This is a genomic window from Streptomyces sp. NPDC021020 (assembly GCF_044333285.1).
GTDB lineage: Bacteria > Actinomycetota > Actinomycetes > Streptomycetales > Streptomycetaceae > Actinacidiphila.
On sequence record NZ_JBIRQQ010000007.1, the window covers coordinates 154,639 to 175,121 of the forward strand.

Sequence of the window (20,483 nt, forward strand, 5' to 3'; positions counted from 1 at the left end):
GCTTTCCCGTACTTCAAGCCTTGGGCTTCGCGGCCGACCGGCGGAGTCGGCGGAGTGGCGGATCCGGTCCCCGACCTGGCACTCTCTGCTCTACGTTCGCGGCCGGTCGGCCGTGGCCGGGCAGTCCGGTCGGGAGAGGGGGCGGCGTCCGTGGAGGGCGAGGACGTGGAAGCCGGCGTCTACTACTCCGAGCAGTTCGGACAGGTGTGGATGATCGCCCTGCAGGGCGACTTCGACATGGACGGGCTGGGTGTCGTGCAGCAGGTCACCCGGCAGGTGCTGGCCGCCTTCCCGGGCCCGGTCGTGTTCGACCTCGCGCTGGTCTCCTTCTGCGACTCGGCGCTGCTCAACCATCTGGTGCGCACCGCGTCCAGGCGGCCGACCGCCCTGGTCCACGTCAGCGCCGCGGTGGCGCGGCTGCTGGAGCTCACCGGGGCCGGGGCGGTGTTCGCCTCCTACGAGGACGTGATCGCCCCGACGTCCGATCCCGAGCCCGAGCCGTAGCCGGGCCGCGGCCCGGCGGGTGCGGCGGGTGTGGCAGGTGCGGCGGGGTGCCGTTGCCGCGCGGTCGGCGCGAGGTGACAGACTGGTCGGTGAAGACGCGCCAGGTTCGAGCCGGGAGGGCTGTGTGAGGATCGCTCGCAGTGTGGCGACCCTCGGCCCGGTGGACATCGGCGACCACGTCTGCTGGGTGGTGACGCGGCCCGGTGACCTCCGGCGCGCCGCGCGCGGATACCTGTCCGACGGCAGGAACCTCGGCGACAAGATCATGGTCGTGGGGCCGTCGACGCCGGCGTGGCGGGAGTTCCGCGCCCCGCACGGGCTGCTGGTGGATCCCGCCGCAGGTCGCACAGGCGTAGGCTGGGACGCAGACGCACTGGTGTCACTGGTGCGGCAGGAAGCGGAGACGGCAGACCGGCAGGGCTTCCGGGCCCTGCGGGTGCTGGCCCAGATGGACCGCGTCTGGCCTGCCGACATCACTGCCGAGCAGGTGGCCGACCACGAGCTGCGGCTGGACGCCCTCACCGGCGCCACCGAGGCCATGGTGGTCTGTGCCTACGCGAGTCCTGGATTTGCACCCGAGGTGCTGGAACAGGCGGCGAGCGTGCATCCCCATTTCGCGGGCGCCCCCGTGCAGACGCCCTCCTTCCAGATGTTCAGCCAGGCGGCGGACTGCTGGAGCGTCAGCGGCGTGGTCGACGCGGACGGCGCGGGCGCCTTCCGCGTCGCGGTCACCGGACTGCTGCGGACGCTGGCCACGCTGCGGCTGCGCTGCGACGGGCTGCAGCTCATGGACGCCGTGGGCATGCGGGCGCTCGCCGAGGCGGCCGCCGCGCTCCCCGGCCGCAGGGTGGTGCTCGAACGCGCCAACCCCACCGTGCGAAGGTGCTGGGAGCTGCTCGGCTACGACGATCCCGCCGTCCCCGCGGAGCTGGTGCCGTGACCACGCCGCGTACCGCCGGGCCGGACGACGCCGCGTCGCCCGCATTCCGCCACGAGCTCTACGCGTACAAGGGCGACTCCGGCTTCCTCCAGGGGGCGGTGTCCTTCGTCCGGGACGCGCTGGCCGCCGACGAGACGGTGCTCATCGCGGTGGGCGACGACAAGCGGCGCATGCTGCGCGACGCCCTCGACGGTGACAGCGCGGGACGCCAGGTGTCCTTCGTGGACACCGGCGCGCTGGGCCGCAACCCCGGGCGCCTCATCCCCGCCTGGCACGACTGGATCGCCAAGAGCGTCGGCGACGGCCTGCCGGTGCGCGGGATCAGCGAGTCGCCGTGGGACGCGGCGACCCCGGCGGAGCGCGGCGAGCTGCGCTACCACGAGTGGCTGCTGAACCTGACCTTCGCGACCTCGCCGGCGTGGTGGCTGCTGTGTCCCTACGACGTCACCACGGTCGAGGCCGCCGTCCTGGACTCCGCGCGCCTGTGCCACCCCTTCCAGCTCGCCGACGGCTCGCACGGCCGCAACCCCGCCTTCTCCGACGAGCCCTTCCGCTTCGACGACCTGGCCCCCGCCTGCGGCCCCGACCGGAGCCTGGCCTACGGGGCCGGTGACCTCGCGAAGGTGCGGGGCGCGGTGGCGGACTGCGCCGAGCGCCACGGGCTGGGGGGTACGCGGCTGCAGGAGCTGCTGGTGGCCGCGACGGAGGTGGCCGCCAACTCCGTCCGGCACGGCGGCGGTTCCGGCACCCTGCGCACCTGGGCGGACGGCCACCTGCTGCTCTGCGAATTCCACGACGCGGGCCACATCAGCGACCCCCTCGTGGGCCGCTCGCGCCCGAGCCCCGCCCAGAGCGGCGGCCGGGGCCTGTGGCTGGTCCACCAGCTCTGCGACCTGGTGCAGATCCGCTCGACCCCGCAGGACGGCACCACCGTCCGGCTGACGATGGCGGTGTACTGACGCCCTGCGGCGTCAGGACGGCCCGCCGTCCGCGGTCGCCGGCGGCGGTTCGAGGCCGTGGACCGTCGTCAGCTCGGTGAGACCGCAGATGGTCAGCACCGGGCCGAGCAGCGAGGCGGCGACGATCTCGATGCGGTCGGCCCGGACGAGGAGTTCGTTGAGCCCGGCGCTGTCGAGGTATTCCACCGCGCTCAGGTCGACGACCAGCGGGCCGCCGCCGTCCAGGGCCCGGTCGGCGGCCGCGGCCAGCTCGGCGCTGTTGCTGAGGTCCACCTCCCCCGCGGCGGCCAGCACGACGGCGCCGTCCGGACGTCTGCTGAAGGTGAGGCTCAAGGGCGTGGTCATCGGCTGATCCTCGTGTGCAGGGCGACGGTGGTGCCGCCGGCGTCGGACGTGACGGTGACGTTCTGCATCAGCGCCCGCATGAGGGTGAATCCCCGGCCGCGGTCGATGTCGGTGTCGGGACGGGGTGTCCGCCACCCGCCGGTGTCGGACACCGTCAGGTGCATGGCGTCGGGCCGCGCCTCCGCCCGCAGGCGGACGGTGTCCCCTGGGCTGTCGCGGTGGCCGTGCTCGACGGCGTTGGCGCACGCCTCGCCCACGGCCACCAGGACGTTCTGCACCGTCTGCGGCGGCAGCGCGCACTGGTTCAGCCAGTTGCGCAGCGCCCGGCGCACGGGGGCGAGCTGTGCCGCCTCGGCGGGGAAGGCCACGTTGAGCGGCGCCGGGTGCCGGTAGAGCAGCAGCGCGACGTCGTCGTCGTAGCCGCCGGGCGGGGCCATGCGGTCCATGAGGCGTGCCGCGAGGTCCTCCACGCCGATGTGCCGCCCCTCGCGCACCGCCGACCCCGCGCGGTCGATGCCCTCGGTCAGCGGGTGGCGGCGGCGCTCGACCAGGCCGTCGGTGTAGAGCAGCAAGGTCGCGTGCGGCGGCACCCGGTCGTGTGCGCAGGGGCGGGAGCCGGTGGGGTGCCGGACCGCCAGCGGGGTGGAGCGCCCCTCGTCGAGCAGCCGGACACCGCCGTCGGGGTGGACCAGCACCCCGGGCGGGTGGCCGGCGCTGGAGTACGCCAGCTCGCCGCTCGCGGGATCGAGGACGCCGCAGAAGACGGTGGTGCACATCGCCCCCGGGAGGTCGGCGGCGAAGCGGTCGAGCGCGAGCAGCACCCGGTCCGGGCGCGGGTCCTGGAGCAGCAGCGCGCGGCACGCGCTGCGCAGCTGGCCCATGACCGCGGCGGCCCGCAGGCCGCGGCCGACGCAGTCCCCCACCACGATGCCGATACGCCCGTCGGACAGCGCGACCGTGTCGTACCAGTCGCCGCCGACCTCCAGCGGGCGGGCCGCGGGCTCGTACCGCACGGCGAAGCCCTCGGGCAGTTCCGACGGCCCCAGGATGGCGCGCTGGAGCGCCAGGGCCGTCGCCCGCTGCTGGTCGGTCCGGTGGGCGCGGGACAGGCCCTGCGCCAGGTGCCCGGCCAGCAGGGACAGCAAGGTGGCGTCCTGGTCGGTGAACGGCCGGTGCTCGCCGAGGTCGAGCCACAGCACCAGCGGGCCGCGCGGGTGCTCCAGCCGGACGCCGACTCCCCCGCCCCCGGCGGACGGGGTCAGCGACGGGCCGTCGCGCAGGGCGGAGAGAACGGCCTGCTGCCCGGACGCGAGCCCGTCCCACTCCGGGGCCGGGCCGATCGCCGCGGTGACGGGCCGGCCGCCGCCGGGGAAGAGCACCGCGAGCCCGTGGCGGGCCCGCCACAGGCCGGCCAGCTCCTTGAGGGCGCCGTCCAGCGACTCCGCCGTGCTGTCGGCGCGGGACAGCCCCGCGGTCAGCGCCGCCACCGCCGTCTCGCGCCGGATGGCGTACCGCTCGGCGGTGATGTCGCGGAGGGTGCCGACCAGCACCCGGTCGCCGCTGTCCGGGTCCTGGACCCGGGCGAGGCCCGCCGACACCCACAGCCGGCGGCCGTCGCGGTGGCGCAGCGGCAGGACGCGGGCGCCGCCTGCCCCGTCCGCGGCGCCGGTGAAGGCCGCGGCCACCTGCCGGTGGTCCTCGGGGTCCGTACCGGCGTCCGGCCACCAGGGGTGCCCCGGGGGGTACGGCAGTCCCTCGGGCCCGTATCCGAGCAGGTCCGCGAAGGCCGGGTTGATCTCGACCACGGCGCCGTCCTTGTCGCACACGAAGAAGGCGTCCTGCATCGAGTCCGTGAGCGCGGTGCGCCATCGGGCGTGCCGGGTGCGCAGCCGGGCGAGTTCGACGTTCGCCCGCACCCGGGCCAGGAACTCGGCGGCGGAGAACGGCTTGACGAGGTAGTCGTCCGCCCCGGCCTCCAGGCCTTCGACGGACGCCTCCTGCCCGGCCCGCGCGGACAGCAGCAGGACCGGAACGCCCGACGTGCGCGGCCCGGCGCGCAGTGTCGCCACCATCCGCAGACCGTCCATCACCGGCATCATCACGTCGGCGACCAGCAGGTCGGGCGCGCGGGAGCGCACCTCCTCCAGCGCCGCCCGGCCGTCGGCGGCCGTACGGACCCGGTGTCCGGCGCCCCGCAGCAGCCGGGTCAGGTACTCGCGCATGTCGGCGTTGTCGTCGGCCACCACGACGTCGACGGGCCCGCCGCGCACCGCGCCGGGCGGGGGCACGGGCCCGTCGGCCGCCTCCGGGGCGGGCAGCCAGCGCAGGGCTTCCTGCACGTAGGGCTCGGCGGCGGACCCGGCCGGGCGCGCGCCGTCATCCTCGGCCACCGCGTCCGCCGGCAGGTGCGCGTGCCCGTAGGGCATCCGGACGGTGAAGGTGGTGCCCTCGCCCTCCACGCTGGTGGCGCCGATCGTGCCGCCGTGCAGGCCGACCAGCTCCCGCACCAGCGCCAGTCCGATACCGCTGCCCTCGCCCGACCGTGAGCGGGCGTTCTCCCTCCGGTGGAAGCGCTCGAAGAGCCGGGGGATCTCCCGCTCGGGCAGTCCGGTGCCCGTGTCGGCGACGGTGACCACCGCCTCGCCGTCCCCGTCCCCGTCGCTGGCCCCGTCCCGCACGGTGATCCGGATGCCGCCGTCGAAGGTGAACTTCAGCGCGTTGCTGAGCAGGTTGAGGACCACCTTCTCCCACATGGCGCGGTCCAGGAAGACCGGTTGCGGCAGCGCGCGGCAGTCCACCTCGAAGGTCAGTCCCGCCCGCTCGACGGCCGAGCGGAAGACGCCGGCCAGTTCGGCGGTGAGCGCGGCCAGGTCGGCGGCCTCGTAGCGGGCCTGCAGCCGTCCGGCCTCGATGCGGGAGAAGTCCAGCAGGGTGTTGACGAGCCTGCCGAGGCGCAGCCCATTGCGGCGGATCACCTCGACCTCCTCGCGCAGCTCCGGGGCGGCCTGCGCCAGCCGGGCCCGCAGTTCCTCGGCGGGTCCCATGATCAGGGCCAGCGGGGTGCGGAACTCGTGGCTGACGTTGGAGAAGAACGCGGTCTTGACGCGGTCCAGTTCGGCCAGTTCCTCGGCCCGCCGGGCCTGTTCGCGGTAGCTGCGGGCGCTCGCGATGACGGCCGCCAGGTGGGACGCGACCAGTTCCACGAAGGCGCGGGTGGCCTCGTCCGGCCGCCGGTAGGGGTTCAGCCCGGCGACCAGGAAGCCGTAGGGCGCGCCGCCCTGCCGCAGCAGCGGGACGACCAGCGCCCGGTCGGGCGGGGAGGGCCAGCCGCCGGTCGGCAGGCCGGCGAAGGCCGGCCCGTCCAGGGCCACGACCGCGCGGCGGGAGGCCGCCGGCTCGCCGGCCGGCCACACGGCCGCGGGGTCCTCGGCGCCGCCCGGCAGCCGGGCGGGCGCCGCCGGATGCCCCGCGGCGATGCCGGTCGTGCCGGCCAGCCGGGCGCCGCCGTCCTCGTCGAACAGGTAGGTCAGGGTGAAGGGCAGGTCGCGGGTGTTGCGCGCGAGTTGCCGGGCGGCGAAGGCGAGCGCCTGCTCCTCGGTACGCGCCACACCCGGATCGGACCCCAGGTCCCGCAGCGTGGCCATCCGGCGCTCGGCGATGACGCGCTCGGTGTCCTCCCGCACCACGCACAGCATGCCGACGACCGCGTCGCCGTCGCGGAGCGGGCTGTAGGAGAAGGTGTGATAGGTCTCCTCGGGGTAGCCCGAGCGCTCCAGCACGAGCAGCAGCGCCTCGTCCCAGGTGGCCTTCCCGGTGCCGAGGACGCCGGAGACGCGGAGGCTGACGTCGTCCCAGACCTCCGCCCACACCTCGTTCGCCGGACGTCCCAGCGCCCAGGGGTACTTGCTGCCGAGGGTGTCGCGGCGGTAGGCGGCGTTGCAGAAGAAGGTCAGTTCCGGGCCCCACGCCATCCACATCGGGAAGCGCGAGGACAGCAGGATGTCGACGGCGGTGCGCAGGCTCTGCCCCCAGGTCCGCGGCGGTCCCAGCGGTGTCGACTCCCAGTCGACGGCGGCGAGGTCCCGGCGGATCTCGTCGTCCCCGGCGAGCACGCCGCCGTCCCGGCCGCCGTCCGGCCGCCCGTCCTCCGCCCCCTCCTGAGCTGCCACGTCCGCCCCTCTCCCGGCTCGTCTCCCCTACGATGTGTCTCTGCCCGCTGATCGGAAACCAAACGGACCGGCCGCCGGACGCGTGAACGGCGCCGCACGGGACAGCAGTCGCCAGGAGGAGGAACCGTGAGCGATCCCGATCCTGATCCCGTCCTGACCGTCACCGCGGGGCCGCACCCCGCGGGTCCGGTCCTGATCACCGTCGCGGGCGAGCTGGACTTCTCCAACTCCGCCGACCTGCGTGACGTGATCCGCGACACGCACTTCACACCGGCGGGCGTGGTGATCGACCTCACCGGCGTCCAGTACTGCGACTCCACGGGTATCACCGTGCTCGTCACCGCCTCCCAGCAGGCCGGGAAGGCGGGCTCGCCGCTCGCGCTCGCGGGCCTCGGTGACAGCCTCCGGCGGGTCTTCGCCATCGCCGGGCTGCACGCGGTCTTCTCCTCCTACCCCACCGTCGACGAGGCCGTGAAAGCCCTCTGAACGGCGTGCGGACCGGCCCCGGCCGCGGGTACGGCAGGGGGCGCGTGCGGTCAGGCGACCGGAAGCACGACGCGGATCCGCTTGCCGCCGGGCACGTCCTCCGCGTGGACCGAGGTGGCCAGCCGCAGCACGATCGGCCAGCCGAACCCTCCCCCCTGTGCGGCGTCCTCACGCAGCGCCCTGCGCGCCTGCGGCCGCTGCCGGCTGGTGTCCTCGACCTCCAGCCACAGGCCGGACCCGTCCTGTGTGACACCGACCCGGAGCGCGACCAGGCCACCGCCGTGCCGTACCGCGTTGCTCACCAGCTCGGACACGACCAGCTCGGCGTCGCCCCTGGCGCGTTCGGTGTGGCCGGGGACGTGGTCCAGCACCCTGGCCACGGTCCGGCGCGCCGCCGCCGCGGGGTGCTCGGCAGCGCTGACCTGGGCCTCGGCCAGAACGAAGGGATGAGCTGACATGTGTGGCCCCGATCGGGTCGGTGCGACGGACGGTTGCAGAAACGGCTCGTTTCGTGCGACCCCTGCCGCTCAGGGGTCATGGATGCTCGACTTCCCTGTACGGGCCCTGGTTACACGGGCCCGTTCCGCGCTGCCTCCGGGTAGCGGCAGGTCGTGCCGTAGTCTCCCCCTCGGACGAGGCGAGTCAGAAAAGAGGTGCGCGATGGCGCAGGACAGGTCGGACCGGCTGCTGGACCTCCTGACGGACGGGCAGAGCGATTTCGTGGAGCGGTGGATACGCACCGTCACGTCGTCGCTGGCCGGCCGGCTCACGCCCGCCGAGGTCCAGCAGGACCTCGGCGAGCTGTACCAGGCCCTGCTCGGCGCCTTGCGGCACGGCGGCACGGCCACCAGGGGCGAGGAGTACGGCGAGGTGCGCAGCCTGCTGAGCGAGCTGTCGCGCAACCGCGCCCGCCAGGGCTTCACCCCGACCGAGACCGCGATCAGCCTCTTCGCGCTCAAGGAGGTGCTCGAACCGGCGCTCAGCGGCACCGGTGACCTGGTCGCCTACCTGCAGTTCTCGCGGGTGCTCGACGATCTCGGGCTCTACACCGTCGAGGTGCACGCCAAGGCGCGCGAGGAGATCATCGCCGCCCAGGCAGAACAGCTGCTGGAGCTGTCCACCCCGGTGGTCAAGCTCTGGGACGGCATCGTGGGTGTCCCGCTGGTCGGGACGCTGGACTCGGCCCGAACCCAGGTGGTGATGGAGAAGCTGCTGCAGTCGCTGCTCGACCAGAACGCCACCCACGCGATCGTCGACATCACCGGCGTCCCCTCGGTGGACACCCAGGTCGCGCAGCACCTGCTCAAGACCGTGGTGGCCGCCCGCATGATGGGCGCGGAGTGCACGATCTCGGGCATCCGGCCGCAGATCGCCCAGACCATCGTGGCGCTGGGCATCGAGTTCGGCGACATCACCACGAAGGCGACGCTCGCCGACGCGCTGCGGCACGCGCTGCAGCGCATCGACCAGGCCAGGGTCCCGGTCGCGATCGGCGGCCAGGCGTGATCGACCGGGTACCGATACTCAAGATCGGCGACGACCTGCTGGTCTCCATCCAGGTCGACCTGGAGGACCAGATGGTCATGGACCTCCAGGAGGACCTGTCGCAGCGGATCGTCGACACCGGCGCCCAGGGCGTGGTGATCGACATCTCGGCGCTGGAGATCGTGGACTCCTTCGTCGGCCGGATGCTGGCGACCATCGCGGCCATCTCCCGGGTCCTCGGGGCCGAGACGGTGGTCGTGGGTATGCGGCCCGCGGTCGCCATGACGCTGGTGGAACTGGGACTGTCCCTGGGCGGGGTGCGCACCGCGCTCAACCTCGAACAGGGGATCGGCGCGCTGCGCCGGGCCCGGGACCAGGGTTCGGTCGGCCGGTGACCTCCGGCGCCGAGCCGGTCGAGGAATCGGCGGCAGAAGAATCCCTCATCGTCGCCAACGCCGATGTGGTCAAGGCGCGGCAGACGGTCCGCGCGCTCGCGCAGCAGGCCCGGCTCTCCCTGGTCGACCAGACCAAGCTGGTCACCGCGGCGAGCGAGCTGGCGCGCAACACCCTGACCTACGGCGGTGGCGGGAGCATGCGGGTGAGCGTGGTCAGCAGAGGTGCCAAGCGAGGGGTGAAGGTGACGTTCCGTGACGAGGGTCCGGGCATCGCGGATCTGGACCTCGCCCTGACGGACGGCTGGTCGTCGGGCAAGGGCATGGGGCTCGGCCTGAGCGGGGCGCGCCGGCTCGCGGACGAGTTCGAGCTCGTCTCGGAACCGGGCAAGGGCACCCGCGTCGTGGTCGTCAAGTGGGCGCGGTGAGCGCGACGTCGCCCGCCGAGGCGGGCGAGGTGCTGTGGCTGCTGGTCGACCAGGGGCTGGCCTCCGCCGGGCGGCGCGAGGCCGCCGGGCTGGCCCGCCGGGTGGGGCTCGCCGACAACCGCGCCGCCGATCTCGCGCTCGCGGTGACCGAGGCGGCCACCAACCTGCAGAAGCACGCGGACGACGGGGCGCTGGCGCTGCGGATCACCGCCTTCGGCGACCGGGCCGCCGTCGAGCTGCTGGCGCTGGACAACGGGCCGGGCATCGCCGACATCGGCGCGGCGCTGCGCGACGGCTCGTCCACCACCGGCACGCTGGGGGTCGGGCTCGGCGCCATCCGCCGGCTCGCGGACGAGTTCGCCCTCCACACCCTGCCGGGCCGCGGCACCTGCCTGTACGCCCGCTTCGCCGCCTCGCCCGGCGAGGCGGCGGGACCGGCCCCGGTCGCGCAGTTCAGCGGGCTCACCCGTCCCATCAGCGGCGAGACGCAGTGCGGCGACACCTGGGCCGTACGGGAGGAACGGGACGCCCAGGGCGCGCCGCACCTGCTGGTGATGATGTGCGACGGGCTGGGGCACGGCCCGCTGGCGGCGCGGGCGGCCGACGAGGCGCGGACGGCGTTCCGCAACAGCCGGGCGTCGGAACCGGCCGTGATCCTCGCGGACGTCCACGCGGGCCTGAGGGGCACCCGCGGCGCCGCGGTCGCGGTGGCGCGGGTGGATACGGTGGCCCGCCAGGTGTCGCTGTGCGGGGTGGGGAACACCGCCGCGTGCGTGCTCGGGGCCGAGTCCCGCCAGCCCCTGTCGTCCGTGCCCGGCATCGTCGGGCACAACTTCCCCCGGTTGCAGACGTTCAGCGCGCCGCTGCCACCGGGCCAGGTCCTGGTGCTGCACTCCGACGGGCTCAACAGCCGCTGGCAGCCGGCGCAGTTCCCCGGGCTGACCGCGCAGGCACCGGCGGTCGTCGCCGCCCAGCTGCTGTGGCAGGCCGGCACCCGGCGCGACGACGCCGGCGTCGTGGTCGTCAAGGTGCCGGCGTGACCACGGCCGCGGCGTCCCCCGGTGAAGGCCCCCTCGACCTGCTCGCGACGGCCGTCACCAGCGACCGGGAGATGCTGGCCCTGCGCAGGGACGTCCAGGAGGCCTGCCGGCGGCTGGGTCTGACGGAGGCGGAGACCGTGCGGCTGGCCACCGTGGTGGGCGAGGTGGGCCGCGGCCTGCTGGGCGCCCGCGGGCTGACCGGCCGGCTCACCCTGGTCGAGGGCGAACCTCCGCAGGTCGCCGCCGTCTTCGGCTGGTCGGACACGGTGCGGCCGCCCGCGGACGCGCTCGACGCGGCGCGCCGGCTGCTGAGCCGGTGCGAATGGGACGAGGGCCCGTTTCCCCGGGTGATTCTCGGGCAGCCGCTGGAGGTGACGACTCAGCCGCTCGCCGAGCGGGCTGCCGGACTGCGCAAGGAGCTGATGGGGCTGGGCGGCGTGAGCGTGGCCGACGAGCTGCGGAGCCAGAACCACGATCTGCTCGCGGCACTCCAGCAGGCCCGCGCGCACCAGGAGGAACTCCAGCGGCTCAACCAGGAGCTGGAAGAGACCAACAGCGGCGTCATGGCGCTGTACGCGGAGCTCTCCAGCGAGCTGGAGGCCACCAACAGCGGGGTGGTGGCGCTGTACGCCGAGCTGGAGGAGAAGACCCGGCAGCTCAGCCTGCTCAACGAGGCCAAGACCCGCTTCTGGGCGAACGTGAGCCACGAGCTGCGCTCCCCGGTCAACGGTGTCCTGGGCCTGTCCCGGCTGCTGCTGACGCCCGGCGCCGACCCGCTCACCGACGAGCAGTCCCAGCAGGTCCAGATGATCGCCTCGGCGGGCAGCACGATGCTGGCCCTGGTCGAGGAGCTGCTCGACGTGGCGAAGGCCGAGTCGGGGCGGCTGGAGCCCGAACTGGTGCCGGTCGACCTGCGGATGCTGCTGCACCAGATGCGCGGCACGCTGCACGGCACCGCGGCTCCCGGGGTGTCCCTGGTCTTCCCCGGCGACACCCCGCAGGAGCCGGTCCTCACCGACGAGGTGATGCTCACCCGGATCCTGCGCAACGTCCTGTCCAACAGCCTGAAGTTCACCGCGCGCGGCGAGGTCGCCCTGCGGGTCGAGCGGATCGTGCGCGAGGGGCGGCCGTGGTGCGTCCTGACCGTCACCGACACCGGCATCGGCATTCCCGCCGAGGAGCAGGTGCGGGTGTTCGAGGAGTTCTACCAGGTCCGCGGCGCGCACCAGCGGGCGCACTCGGGCACCGGGCTCGGGCTGCCCTACGCCCGCCGGCTCACCGAACTCCTCGGTGGCCGGATGATGCTCGACAGCACCCCCGGTGAGGGGACCCGGGTGGTCGTCGAGATCCCGGCCGGTCCGCGGCCCGCGGCGCCGTCCGGCGGCCCGGCCGCGCCTGACGTCCCTCTGGACCTGGTCGTCGTCGTCGACGACGATCCCGCCTTCCGCGCCACGGTCCGGCCCGTGCTGGCCGAGCTGTCCCGGGAGGTGGTCGAGGTCGGCGACAGTTCCGAGGCCGTCGCGGTGATACGGCGCACGCGCCCGGACGCGGTGCTGCTCGACCTGACGATGCCGCCGCCCGACGGCTACCAGCTGCTGGCGCGGCTGGCCGACGACCCCGGGCTGAGCGATGTGCCGGTGATCGTCCTCACCGCGAACGACCCGTCGGGCCTGGAGAACTCCCGCCTCGTGCACGCGCAGGCCGTGCTGGGCAAGACCCATCTGTCCGCGTCGCGGCTCGCGGACGTGCTCGCGCCGGTGCTCGCCCACCGCCCCGCGGACGGCAGGGGGGCACAGGGATGACCGCGTTCCCTGCCGACGACGGGGCCGGTGCGACGGTCCTGCTCGTCGACGACAACCCGACCAACCGCTACGTGCTGGGCGCCTATCTGCGCCGCGCGGGGCACGAGGTGGTGGAGGCCGAGGACGGCGCCGCCGCCCTGGAGTTGCTGCGCGGCTCCCCGGACCTGCCGGAACTCGCCGTGATCGACGTACGGCTGCCCGACATGACCGGCTTCGAGGTCTGCGAGCTCGTCAAGGCCGACCCCAGGACGGCGCGGCTGCCGGTCATCCATGTGTCGGCCTCGGCCATCAGCGTCACCGACCGGGCGCAGGGGCTCAACCGGGGGGCGGACGCGTACCTGACCGAGCCCGTCGCCCCCAACGAGCTGCTGGCCACCGTGGCCGCCGTGCTGCGGTACGCCCGGGCCCGGCAGCGGGCGGAGACCCTTGCGGGCCGGCTCAGCCTGCTCAACAGCGTCACGCTCGACTTCTACCACGCCGACGACGTCGCCGACCTGGCCGCCAGGGCTGCCCGCGGTGCGCGGCGGATGTTCGGCACCGACGCCCTCGTGGTGGTCCGCACCGCCGAGGACGGGCTGGTGCAGATGATCGGCACGCAGGACGGCGCGGAGCCGGCCGTGGCCGCGGAGCCGCCGGAGCGGTTCGCCCGCGAGGTGATGCGGCTGCAGTCCCGCGCGGACGCGGGCGTGCGGCTGGAGATGGTGCCGGCGGGCCGGCTGGCGGGCACCGATCCGCTGACCGGCGGCACCCGGGCCCTCGCCGTGGCCTCGGCGCGGGTCAAGGGCACCGGATCGACGGCGGGTGTCGTCCTGCCGCAGGACGCGCTCGGCGACGACGACCACGAGGTGCTGACCCAGCTGGCGCACGCCTGCGCGCTGTCCCTGGAGGCGCTGCGCTCCTACCGGGAGGAGCACGCGCTGGCCCTGGTCCTGCAGCGCACCTTCCTGCCCGCCTCGCTGCCCGCCTCGCCGCTCGCCGAGCTGGCCGTACGCTACCTGCCGGCCAGTCAGACCGCCGAGATCGGCGGGGACTTCTACGAGGCCCTGCCCGTCGCCGGCGGCCTGCTGCTCGCCGTGGGCGACGTCGCGGGCCACTCGCTCGACGCCGCCGTGGTCATGGGGGAGATCCGGCACGCCCTGCGCGCCTACGCCCTGGAGGGCCACGGCCCCGACGCCGTCCTGTCCCATCTGGACCGGCTGCTGGTGCAGGTCGACTCCCCCGTGGGCGCGACGCTGTGCGTGGCGCTGGTGGAGGAGTCCGGGCAGGCCGTCCAGGTCGCCAACGCCGGGCATCTGCCGCTGGCCGTCCGGAACCCCGGGGAGAAGGCCTTCTTCGTGCACGACCACGGCCCCATGCTCGGGCTGGGGCTGCCCCATCCTCCGGCGGTCCGCGTCCCCGTCCGGCCCGGCACCCAGCTGGTCATGGTCACCGACGGCCTGCTGGAGCGGCGCGGCGGCGACCTGGACGAGGCGATGGCGCGGATGGCCGAGGTGCTGAGCGACGCGGCGGAGGACGCGGAGGACATCTGCGAGCTGCTGCTCGCGCGCTTCCCGCCGGACGGCCAGGACGACGTCGCGCTGATGGCCGCACGCCTGCTGTGACGCGGGCGCCGGCCGGCGCCCCTGTTCTCCCACGGGTGGCCGTTTCCTTTCCGGTCCCTTTCGGCCGGCCCCTTTCAATTCGCCCGCGATACCGGGAACTCCACCGGCATACATGTTCCGACCAGGGGCACAAGCTGGTTGGAGGTTGATAACCATGGGACCGTTGCTCGTCGTTCTTCTTCTCGCACTGCTTCTCTTCGGCGCCGGATTCGCGCTCCATCTCCTGTGGTGGATTGCGGTCGTGGTGCTTGTCGTGTGGCTGCTGGGATTCGTCATGCGGGGCACCCACTCCAGCGGCGGACGGGGCCGGTGGTATCGCTGGTAGCCGCATTTCCGCAGCGTATTGAGGGCGCCCCCCGGCGGGGGGCGCCCTCAATACGCTGCACATCCGCCCGGTCCGGCGCGGTTGCGGAACCGCCGGGCGGCTATCCGGCCGCCCCGTGGCGGAAATTCCTCAGCCGCGCGACCAGGGAGCGGATGATCGGAAGGCGGTTTCGATGCGATCTCTCGTACCGGAGCAGGTCCGCGAGTTCCTCCGGGCCCAGCCCGGGGAAATAGCTCTCCGCCGTCCGGCCCGCCAGGTGGTTGTAGCCGACAATGGGCAACTGCCCTGTCGACGGGTGGCTTTCGTCCTCGAATTCCGGCATTCGACCTCCTGAGACGCAGGACCGCCTGCCCTCGAACGGGCGAGCGAAACTCCGGAGGTTCGGCCACCAAGTCGCCGCGGCGTAGCAGGTGTGAGAGGTCGGGACCGGGGCACGCGACCTGTTGGCCCCCCTGGGTGCCATGTCCCCTCGGGGACCGGCGGCGCTGCCGCCCGGTGGCGCCCGGCCGTCCCTCTCCCCCCCCGGACGGCCGGGCGCACCTTCCCCGGGAAGGCAACCGCCGTGCGGCGACCGGCGGTTCGAGGGGGCGGGGGAATCCGGGAGAAGAGGTCAGAACAGCCGGCCGCGCAGCGCGCTGATCCTGGCGGCCGCGGCATCGGAGTCGGCGGCGTCCAGCGTGCCGCTCTGGAGCGCGGCGGCCAGCGCGGAGACGATCGCCTGGCCCTGTGCGACGTCGCCGGACGCGTCGAGGATGAGGTCCATGCCGGCCGCCGCGGCGGTGACGGCGTTCTGCGCGGGGGTACCGAGGCCGCTCAGCGCGCCCGCCCCGATCGCGTCGGTGATGGTGACGCCGGTGAAGGTGAACCGGTCGCGCAACTCGCCGCGCACCACGGTCGGGGAGAGCCCCGCGGGATGCGCGGCGTCGAGGTGGGAATAGACGGCCCAGGACACCATCACCAGCTCGGCTCCCGCCGCGAGCGCCGCGGTGTACGGGATCTCGTCGATGTACCGCAGTTCGGAGAGGGTCGCCGTCAGGGTGACTGCCCGCAGGTCGGTGTTCTGCGCCGCGCTCGCCGATCCCAGACCGGGGAAGTGCTTGGCGGCGGCCGCGACGCCGGTGGCCCGCTGGGCCGTGACGAACTCCCGTCCGCAGACCGCCACCACCTCCGGGTCGGTGCTGTAGGAGCGCTGGTACTGGTCGTCGAAATCCCCGGCCGTCCGGTAGACGTCCAGCACGGGGGCCAGGTTGACGTTCATCCCCACGCTGCGCAGCAGGTTGCCCGCGCCCGTGCCGGCGCTCGCCGCGCCGCCCGCCGGGTCGGCCGAGGCTCCGATCTGCTTGGCCGACTGGGCGGGGGCGCCGGGCAGCCGCCGTATCTGGCCGCCCTCCTGGTCGGTCATCAGGAGCAGGGGCGCCGGGGACGGGCTGCTCGCGTTGGCCTGCCGTATCTGCTGGACGGCCGCGGTGATCTGGGCGAGGCTGCCGATGTTGTCGCCGAAGAAGATCACGCCGGCCGCCTGGCCCGCGCCGATCTGCGCGAGCAGGCTCTGCGGGACGGTCGTCCCGGAGTAGGAGAAGACGACCCGCTGCCCGGCCTGCTGCTGCGGGGTCGGCGCGGCGGCCCCGGCGGGGCTGGGCCTGCCGCCGAGACCGGCGGTGGCGATTCCCGCACCGGCCGCCAGCACGCTGCGGCGGGAGAAGGGGCGACCGGGGAGGCCGGTTCCTGCCATGTCGTCCTCCGGGTGGGGAGTGTGCGGTGGCCGGGACGGGAGGTGCGGCTGGGGTGCGGCCGGGTGCGGCCCACGCCAAGAGTGAAGGAAATCTTCTTGACGCACAAGATGCTTGAAAGAAAGCGCCATTGCGCCCGCCGGACCGGCCGGTCAGGTCCTGCGCGAGATGACCATGATGTACGCGCAGGGAGCGTCCGTCCGGTTGGCGAAGCCGTGGTCCGCGTCGGCCTGGACGAACAGGGAATCGCCCGCGTCGAGGGTCTCGCTGATCCCGCCGACCGCGACGGTGAGGGTGCCCTCGAGCACCACGAGCTGCTTCTCCGTACCGTGCGGGTACGCGGGCAGCAGTCCGGTGGAGACCTGCGCGGGAAGGTGGTGAACGATCATCTCGGCCCGTCCCGCGCCAGGGGCCGCTGACACGATGTGCCGCTCGAAGCCGGTCTCCGGGTCACGGAAGACGGGGCGGTCGCCCCTGCGCATGACGACGGCGACACCGGACGGGGCGGCAGCCGGCGCACCGATCAGGTCCGAGAGCGACACGCCGAGCGCGTGGGCGATCCTGGACGCGACGCCGATCGTCGGGCTCTTCTCCCCGCGTTCGACCTTGGACAGCATCGCCCGGCTCACGGACGACCGCGCGGACATCTGCTCCAGCGTCAGACCCGCCTCCTCGCGGCGTCGCCGCACGTTGCCGCCGAACGCGCCGGCGAGGTCGTCACCGTGCTGCGGTTCGGCCGCGTTTCCCTCTTGCCCGACCACCGTGCTCCTTGATCGACGAATACCCCGCTGCCCTCACAGTGTAGGGTGTCTTCTAAAGAAGATATGGTCTTCTATTGAAGATGCGGGGCGGGGTTTGCACCCGCCGCGACGGAGGGGTTCCATGCGTGTGATCTCAAGTGGCCGGCACCACGCCACGTTCGAATTCGGCGACCTGCGGGTGGTCTCGTTGCGCGACGGGTACATCGACATGCCGCCGACCCGGCTGCGCGACGAGGACGGGTGCGCGCTCGACAGCCTCCCGGCCGTCGTCCCGCTGGCGGGCGACAACCTGCGGCTGTCGGTCAACGCCTTCTTCGTCACCGACGGCACGCGCTCGGTCCTCATCGACACCGGCGCGTCCAACGCCTGGCACGACCCCACCATGGGATTGATCTACGCCGCGCTCGACGAAGCGGGAATCGACCGCGCGGACATCACCGACGTGGCCATCACCCACCGGCACGAGGACCATGTGAACGGCCTGATAGCGCCCGACGGTTCCGAGGCGTTCGCCGCACTCGAGCGCGTGTGGATCGGCGCGGGCGACACCTCGGTGTTCACGGGGCGGCTGGAGCCGCTCCGCGACCGGGTCGTTCCCGTGTCGGAGAAGGTCGCGATCAACGGCTGGACCACCGCGATCCCGACGCCGGGCCACACCCCCGGTCACACCGTCTACGACGTCAGGAGCGGCGCCGGCCACCTTCTCGCCTGGGGCGACACCGTTCACGTTCCCACGCTCCAGTTCGACCGGCCGGACATCTCCTGGGAGTTCGACGGCGACCAGTCCCAGGCCCGCGCCGCACGCGCGGCCCTCCTCGAACAGCTGACACGTCCGGAGCACTTCGTGGCCGGCGCCCATCTCGACTCGCCCGGCATCGCCCGGGTAACCCCTTCCGGGAACGGCTACGCGCTGGAATACCTCGCACCACCGATCGGCTGACCGAGCCCGCCGGGCCACTTCGCGCGCGGCCGGGTCAGTGGGAGTGCGGAACGATCAGGTAGAGCCCGTAGGCCACGGCCGCGGCGCACACCGCGAAGCACGCTCCCGCCGCCACGGCGCGTGCGGGACCGCCCTGACCGGCCGTCCGGTCCGCCGCACGGCCGGTCAGGGCGCGTACCCCCAGCGCGAACACCAGCACCACGGCGACGGTGGCGCCGAAGCTCACCACCGCGACCTCGGCCAGCGATCCCCATCTCACGTCCATGCGGTGCCTCCTGCTGTGTGGTCGGCGCGGGTCCCGTTCACACCCCGGCCCGCGCGTCGGCCGAGCGGCGGACGGTGGAGCGCGGGGCGCTGTTGACGTTCGCGGCGTGCACCGGGTCCCGGCGCGAGAGCAGGACGATGACGGCGGCGACGACGGCCGTGGCCACCGCGATCAGGACCATGCCCAGCGTGCCGCCGTGCACTACCGCGCCCGCCGCGACCGCGCCGACCGCGGCTGCGGCAGGCAGCGTCACCAGCCAGGCCAGCGCCATCCGCCCCGCCGTGCTCCAGCGCACCTCGGCGAGCCGGCGGCCCGTACCGGCGCCCAGGATGGCGCCGGAGCAGACCTGCGTGGTGGACAGCGCGAACCCGAGGCCGGCGGAGGTGAGGATGACCGTGGCGGACGCCGACTCGGCCGCGAAGCCCTGCGGCGACTCGATCTCCACGAGCCCCCTGCCCATGGTGCGCATGATCCGCCAACCGCCCAGGTACGTACCGCTCGCGATGGCCAGCCCCGAGGTCAGGATCACCCACACCGGTGGGCCCGCGTCCTGGCCGAGCGCCCCGCAGGAGATCAGCGCCAGGGTGATGACGCCCATCGTCTTCTGCGCGTCGTTGGTGCCGTGCGCGAGCGAGACCAGCGAGGCGGAGGCGATCTGACCCGACCTGAAACCCCGTGAGACGCCCTCCTTCGGCGAGCGGGCGGTGACCCGGTACGCCAGGTAGGTGGCCGCGAGGGCGGCCAGGCCCGCCACCACCGGCGAGGCGACGGCGGGAACGACGATCTTCTCCAGCACCTTGTCGAAGTGCACCCCGTGCCGCCCCGCGCCGACCCACACCGCGCCGATCAGGCCGCCGAACAGCGCGTGCGAGGAACTGGACGGCAGCCCGAGCAGCCACGTCGTCAGATTCCACAGGATGGCGCCGACCAGTCCGGCGAAGATCATGCCCGGTGTGACCAGGGCGTCGTCCACGATCCCGCCCGAGATCGTCCTCGCCACCTCCGTGGACAGGAAGGCCCCCGCCAGGTTCAGCACACCGCTGATGCCGACGGCGACCTTGGGGCGCAGCGCACCGGTCGCGACGGACGTCGCCATCGCGTTGGCGGTGTCGTGGAAACCGTTCGTGAAGTCGAAGGCCAGGGCCGCGACGACGACCGTTCCCACGAGGAAGGTGATGTGGTCCATCCGCCCAGGTAAACAGGGCCCGGCGCCCAGCCCGGCGAAGGACACGGGAAGCCGGGCGCCGGAGCGGTGGTGCTCAGGGGCCGAGCAGCGAGGCCAGGTCGCCGGTGGTCAGCGCCTGCATCAGTACGTCGCCGCGGCCGTCGGCGGGGCGGCCCGTCAGGCGCACGACGTGCTGCGGGCCGCCCTCCACCGTGACCTTCGCACCCGTCAGCAGCCGCGACCACGGCTCGTCGGCGGCGCGCGAGCTGCCCGAGGCGAGCTGCGCACGCAGCCGCGCCGCGAGCGCGTCCGCGGCGGACGCGGAGGGGTTCGTCCGGCACAGCTCGTTCGTCAGGCTGGTGGCCGAGGCGCCGCGCGTGCCCACGCCGAGCACCGTGCCGTTCGCTGCCGCCTTGGGGTCGCCGGCGCCGTGGTCGGTCAGCTCGGCGGCCAGCGGGTGGTCGAGGCACGTCGCGACCGCGGTGAAGGCGGCGTCGCCGCCGAGGGTGCGGCCGCCGTCCGCGTCGACGCCGTCGAGCGCGGCCAGCGAGGACGCGTGGACGAGCGAGGAGCCGCCGGTCCGCACGAGGTTGAACTGCCCGACCGACGCGCCGGTGAAGGTGCTCGCGAGCGGGCCCGTCATGGAGATCTTGTGGTCCTCCTGGAGACGCCAGGTCCTGCCCGCCGGGCCGTCCTTCTCCGGCTTGCCGCCGAGCGCCTCGACCTTCGGCGCCACCGCGGACGGGTCGACACCGCCGTCGAGCCGGCCGCCGGTGTCGGGCGCGTTGCCGGCCTCGACGGCCACCTTCGCCTTCCGGCCGTCGAAACCGAAGCTCTCCTGGGTGAGCAGGGCGGAGGGCGCGATCTCGCCCCACCCGTGCTGACCCAGTTGCGAGGCCGCCGGGCCCGTGCCCGTGAGACCGGCCTTGCGCTGCGCGCCGAGGTCACCGAAGTCGACCCAGGCGCGGTGACCCGCCGTGTCCGTGATCCTGCCCAGCTCGACGCGCAGCGTGTCGCCCGCGGCGGCCCGGTCGGTGCTGCCACCGCCGCCGCACCCCGCGACCGCCACCGCGGTGAGCACCACGGCCCCCGCGGTCAACTTCGCCCGTATCGCCATCACGCGCCCCCATCCGTCCGCGTCCCCCT

The 20,483-nt window shown here is 73.9% G+C and carries 21 protein-coding genes; 12 read left to right on the forward strand and 9 right to left on the reverse strand.

The genetic code is table 11. The features are described from left to right. The first annotated feature begins 150 nt into the window (after positions 1 to 150). The 3 genes from ACH4SL_RS22060 (at position 151) to ACH4SL_RS22070 (ending at position 2,403) form a co-directional block, all read left to right on the forward strand. Positions 151 to 504 carry an STAS domain-containing protein gene (locus ACH4SL_RS22060; protein ID WP_398448077.1) on the forward strand — a complete coding sequence of 118 codons (354 nt, stop codon included), beginning with the start codon at positions 151 to 153 and terminating at the stop codon, positions 502 to 504. Positions 505 to 628: 124 nt separating this feature from the next. Next, positions 629 to 1,444, forward strand: a complete 816-nt coding sequence (locus ACH4SL_RS22065; protein ID WP_398448079.1) for an MEDS domain-containing protein — start codon at positions 629 to 631, stop codon at positions 1,442 to 1,444. Further along, a complete protein-coding gene (locus tag ACH4SL_RS22070; protein ID WP_398448081.1) occupies positions 1,441 to 2,403 on the forward strand; it encodes an anti-sigma factor RsbA family regulatory protein in 963 nt (320 codons plus the stop codon). Before ACH4SL_RS22065 ends, ACH4SL_RS22070 begins: the two co-directional genes overlap by 4 nt. Before the next feature lie 12 nt (positions 2,404 to 2,415). Here the strand turns inward: ACH4SL_RS22070 and ACH4SL_RS22075 are convergent, their stop codons facing one another. Then, positions 2,416 to 2,748, reverse strand: coding sequence for an STAS domain-containing protein (locus ACH4SL_RS22075; RefSeq protein WP_398448083.1), 333 nt, complete (start codon positions 2,746 to 2,748; stop codon positions 2,416 to 2,418). After that, positions 2,745 to 6,725: a SpoIIE family protein phosphatase gene (locus ACH4SL_RS22080; RefSeq protein WP_398448747.1), complete on the reverse strand. Its 3,981-nt coding sequence runs from the start codon at positions 6,723 to 6,725 to the stop codon at positions 2,745 to 2,747. Before ACH4SL_RS22080 ends, ACH4SL_RS22075 begins: the two co-directional genes overlap by 4 nt. A gap of 318 nt (positions 6,726 to 7,043) precedes the next feature. Between ACH4SL_RS22080 and ACH4SL_RS22085 the strand changes: the two genes are divergently transcribed. Next, positions 7,044 to 7,403 (forward strand): STAS domain-containing protein, encoded by a 360-nt coding sequence (locus ACH4SL_RS22085; RefSeq protein WP_398448085.1) that lies wholly within the window; start codon positions 7,044 to 7,046, stop codon positions 7,401 to 7,403. A 50-nt stretch (positions 7,404 to 7,453) separates the two neighbouring features. Here the strand turns inward: ACH4SL_RS22085 and ACH4SL_RS22090 are convergent, their stop codons facing one another. Next, positions 7,454 to 7,861, reverse strand: a complete 408-nt coding sequence (locus tag ACH4SL_RS22090) for an ATP-binding protein (RefSeq protein ID WP_398448087.1) — start codon at positions 7,859 to 7,861, stop codon at positions 7,454 to 7,456. Between the two features lie 202 nt (positions 7,862 to 8,063). On the opposite strand from ACH4SL_RS22090, the gene ACH4SL_RS22095 reads away from it, so the two are divergent. The 7 genes from ACH4SL_RS22095 (at position 8,064) to ACH4SL_RS22125 (ending at position 14,476) form a co-directional block, all read left to right on the forward strand. Further along, positions 8,064 to 8,909, forward strand: a complete 846-nt coding sequence (locus ACH4SL_RS22095; RefSeq protein ID WP_398448089.1) for an STAS domain-containing protein — start codon at positions 8,064 to 8,066, stop codon at positions 8,907 to 8,909. Then, positions 8,906 to 9,283, forward strand: a complete 378-nt coding sequence (locus ACH4SL_RS22100) for an STAS domain-containing protein (protein WP_398448091.1) — start codon at positions 8,906 to 8,908, stop codon at positions 9,281 to 9,283. Before ACH4SL_RS22095 ends, ACH4SL_RS22100 begins: the two co-directional genes overlap by 4 nt. Further along, complete coding sequence (locus tag ACH4SL_RS22105) at positions 9,280 to 9,708, forward strand: anti-sigma regulatory factor (protein WP_398448093.1); 429 nt, start codon at positions 9,280 to 9,282, stop codon at positions 9,706 to 9,708. Before ACH4SL_RS22100 ends, ACH4SL_RS22105 begins: the two co-directional genes overlap by 4 nt. Then, positions 9,696 to 10,748, forward strand: a complete 1,053-nt coding sequence (locus ACH4SL_RS22110) for an ATP-binding SpoIIE family protein phosphatase (protein ID WP_398448095.1) — start codon at positions 9,696 to 9,698, stop codon at positions 10,746 to 10,748. The genes ACH4SL_RS22105 and ACH4SL_RS22110 overlap by 13 nt, the downstream gene beginning before the upstream one ends. Continuing rightward, complete coding sequence (locus ACH4SL_RS22115) at positions 10,745 to 12,550, forward strand: hybrid sensor histidine kinase/response regulator (RefSeq protein ID WP_398448097.1); 1,806 nt, start codon at positions 10,745 to 10,747, stop codon at positions 12,548 to 12,550. The genes ACH4SL_RS22110 and ACH4SL_RS22115 overlap by 4 nt, the downstream gene beginning before the upstream one ends. Next, positions 12,547 to 14,151, forward strand: coding sequence for a SpoIIE family protein phosphatase (locus ACH4SL_RS22120; RefSeq protein ID WP_398448099.1), 1,605 nt, complete (start codon positions 12,547 to 12,549; stop codon positions 14,149 to 14,151). Before ACH4SL_RS22115 ends, ACH4SL_RS22120 begins: the two co-directional genes overlap by 4 nt. A 154-nt stretch (positions 14,152 to 14,305) precedes the next feature. Beyond that, entirely contained in the window at positions 14,306 to 14,476 is a 171-nt protein-coding gene (locus ACH4SL_RS22125; protein WP_398448101.1) for a hydrophobic protein, read from the forward strand. 100 nt (positions 14,477 to 14,576) lie between these two features. Here the strand turns inward: ACH4SL_RS22125 and ACH4SL_RS22130 are convergent, their stop codons facing one another. The 3 genes from ACH4SL_RS22130 to ACH4SL_RS22140 all read right to left on the reverse strand — a co-directional run bounded on the left by ACH4SL_RS22130 (position 14,577) and on the right by ACH4SL_RS22140 (position 16,967). Then, a complete protein-coding gene (locus ACH4SL_RS22130; RefSeq protein ID WP_398448103.1) occupies positions 14,577 to 14,798 on the reverse strand; it encodes a hypothetical protein in 222 nt (73 codons plus the stop codon). Positions 14,799 to 15,086: 288 nt separating this feature from the next. After that, a complete protein-coding gene (locus tag ACH4SL_RS22135) occupies positions 15,087 to 16,208 on the reverse strand; it encodes a glycoside hydrolase family 3 N-terminal domain-containing protein (RefSeq protein WP_398448105.1) in 1,122 nt (373 codons plus the stop codon). 150 nt (positions 16,209 to 16,358) lie between these two features. Continuing rightward, positions 16,359 to 16,967 (reverse strand): helix-turn-helix domain-containing protein, encoded by a 609-nt coding sequence (locus ACH4SL_RS22140; RefSeq protein ID WP_398448107.1) that lies wholly within the window; start codon positions 16,965 to 16,967, stop codon positions 16,359 to 16,361. Positions 16,968 to 17,088: 121 nt separating this feature from the next. Between ACH4SL_RS22140 and ACH4SL_RS22145 the strand changes: the two genes are divergently transcribed. Beyond that, positions 17,089 to 17,907: an MBL fold metallo-hydrolase gene (locus tag ACH4SL_RS22145; RefSeq protein WP_398448109.1), complete on the forward strand. Its 819-nt coding sequence runs from the start codon at positions 17,089 to 17,091 to the stop codon at positions 17,905 to 17,907. Positions 17,908 to 17,941: 34 nt separating this feature from the next. Here the strand turns inward: ACH4SL_RS22145 and ACH4SL_RS22150 are convergent, their stop codons facing one another. The 3 genes from ACH4SL_RS22150 to ACH4SL_RS22160 all read right to left on the reverse strand — a co-directional run bounded on the left by ACH4SL_RS22150 (position 17,942) and on the right by ACH4SL_RS22160 (position 20,454). Next, complete coding sequence (locus ACH4SL_RS22150; protein ID WP_398448111.1) at positions 17,942 to 18,172, reverse strand: hypothetical protein; 231 nt, start codon at positions 18,170 to 18,172, stop codon at positions 17,942 to 17,944. Positions 18,173 to 18,209: 37 nt separating this feature from the next. Beyond that, on the reverse strand, positions 18,210 to 19,358 hold the full coding sequence (locus ACH4SL_RS22155; protein WP_398448113.1) for an anion permease: 1,149 nt from the start codon (positions 19,356 to 19,358) through the stop codon (positions 18,210 to 18,212). Positions 19,359 to 19,431: 73 nt separating this feature from the next. Then, positions 19,432 to 20,454 (reverse strand): hypothetical protein, encoded by a 1,023-nt coding sequence (locus ACH4SL_RS22160; RefSeq protein ID WP_398448115.1) that lies wholly within the window; start codon positions 20,452 to 20,454, stop codon positions 19,432 to 19,434. Between the last annotated feature and the right edge of the window lie 29 nt (positions 20,455 to 20,483).

Excerpts from the sequence above, each read along its gene's own strand:
- ACH4SL_RS22080 (WP_398448747.1), bottom strand. The coding sequence starts at position 6,725 with ATGTGGATGGCGTGGGGCCCGGAACTGACCTTCTTCTGCAACGCCGCC.
- ACH4SL_RS22145 (WP_398448109.1), top strand. The coding sequence starts at position 17,089 with ATGCGTGTGATCTCAAGTGGCCGGCACCACGCCACGTTCGAATTCGGC.
- ACH4SL_RS22125 (WP_398448101.1), top strand. The coding sequence starts at position 14,306 with ATGGGACCGTTGCTCGTCGTTCTTCTTCTCGCACTGCTTCTCTTCGGC.
- ACH4SL_RS22120 (WP_398448099.1), top strand. The coding sequence starts at position 12,547 with ATGACCGCGTTCCCTGCCGACGACGGGGCCGGTGCGACGGTCCTGCTC.
- ACH4SL_RS22150 (WP_398448111.1), bottom strand. The coding sequence starts at position 18,172 with ATGGACGTGAGATGGGGATCGCTGGCCGAGGTCGCGGTGGTGAGCTTC.
- ACH4SL_RS22090 (WP_398448087.1), bottom strand. The coding sequence starts at position 7,861 with ATGTCAGCTCATCCCTTCGTTCTGGCCGAGGCCCAGGTCAGCGCTGCC.
- ACH4SL_RS22095 (WP_398448089.1), top strand. The coding sequence starts at position 8,064 with ATGGCGCAGGACAGGTCGGACCGGCTGCTGGACCTCCTGACGGACGGG.
- ACH4SL_RS22160 (WP_398448115.1), bottom strand. The coding sequence starts at position 20,454 with ATGGCGATACGGGCGAAGTTGACCGCGGGGGCCGTGGTGCTCACCGCG.
- ACH4SL_RS22075 (WP_398448083.1), bottom strand. The coding sequence starts at position 2,748 with ATGACCACGCCCTTGAGCCTCACCTTCAGCAGACGTCCGGACGGCGCC.
- ACH4SL_RS22130 (WP_398448103.1), bottom strand. The coding sequence starts at position 14,798 with ATGCCGGAATTCGAGGACGAAAGCCACCCGTCGACAGGGCAGTTGCCC.
- ACH4SL_RS22135 (WP_398448105.1), bottom strand. The coding sequence starts at position 16,208 with ATGGCAGGAACCGGCCTCCCCGGTCGCCCCTTCTCCCGCCGCAGCGTG.
- ACH4SL_RS22155 (WP_398448113.1), bottom strand. The coding sequence starts at position 19,358 with ATGGACCACATCACCTTCCTCGTGGGAACGGTCGTCGTCGCGGCCCTG.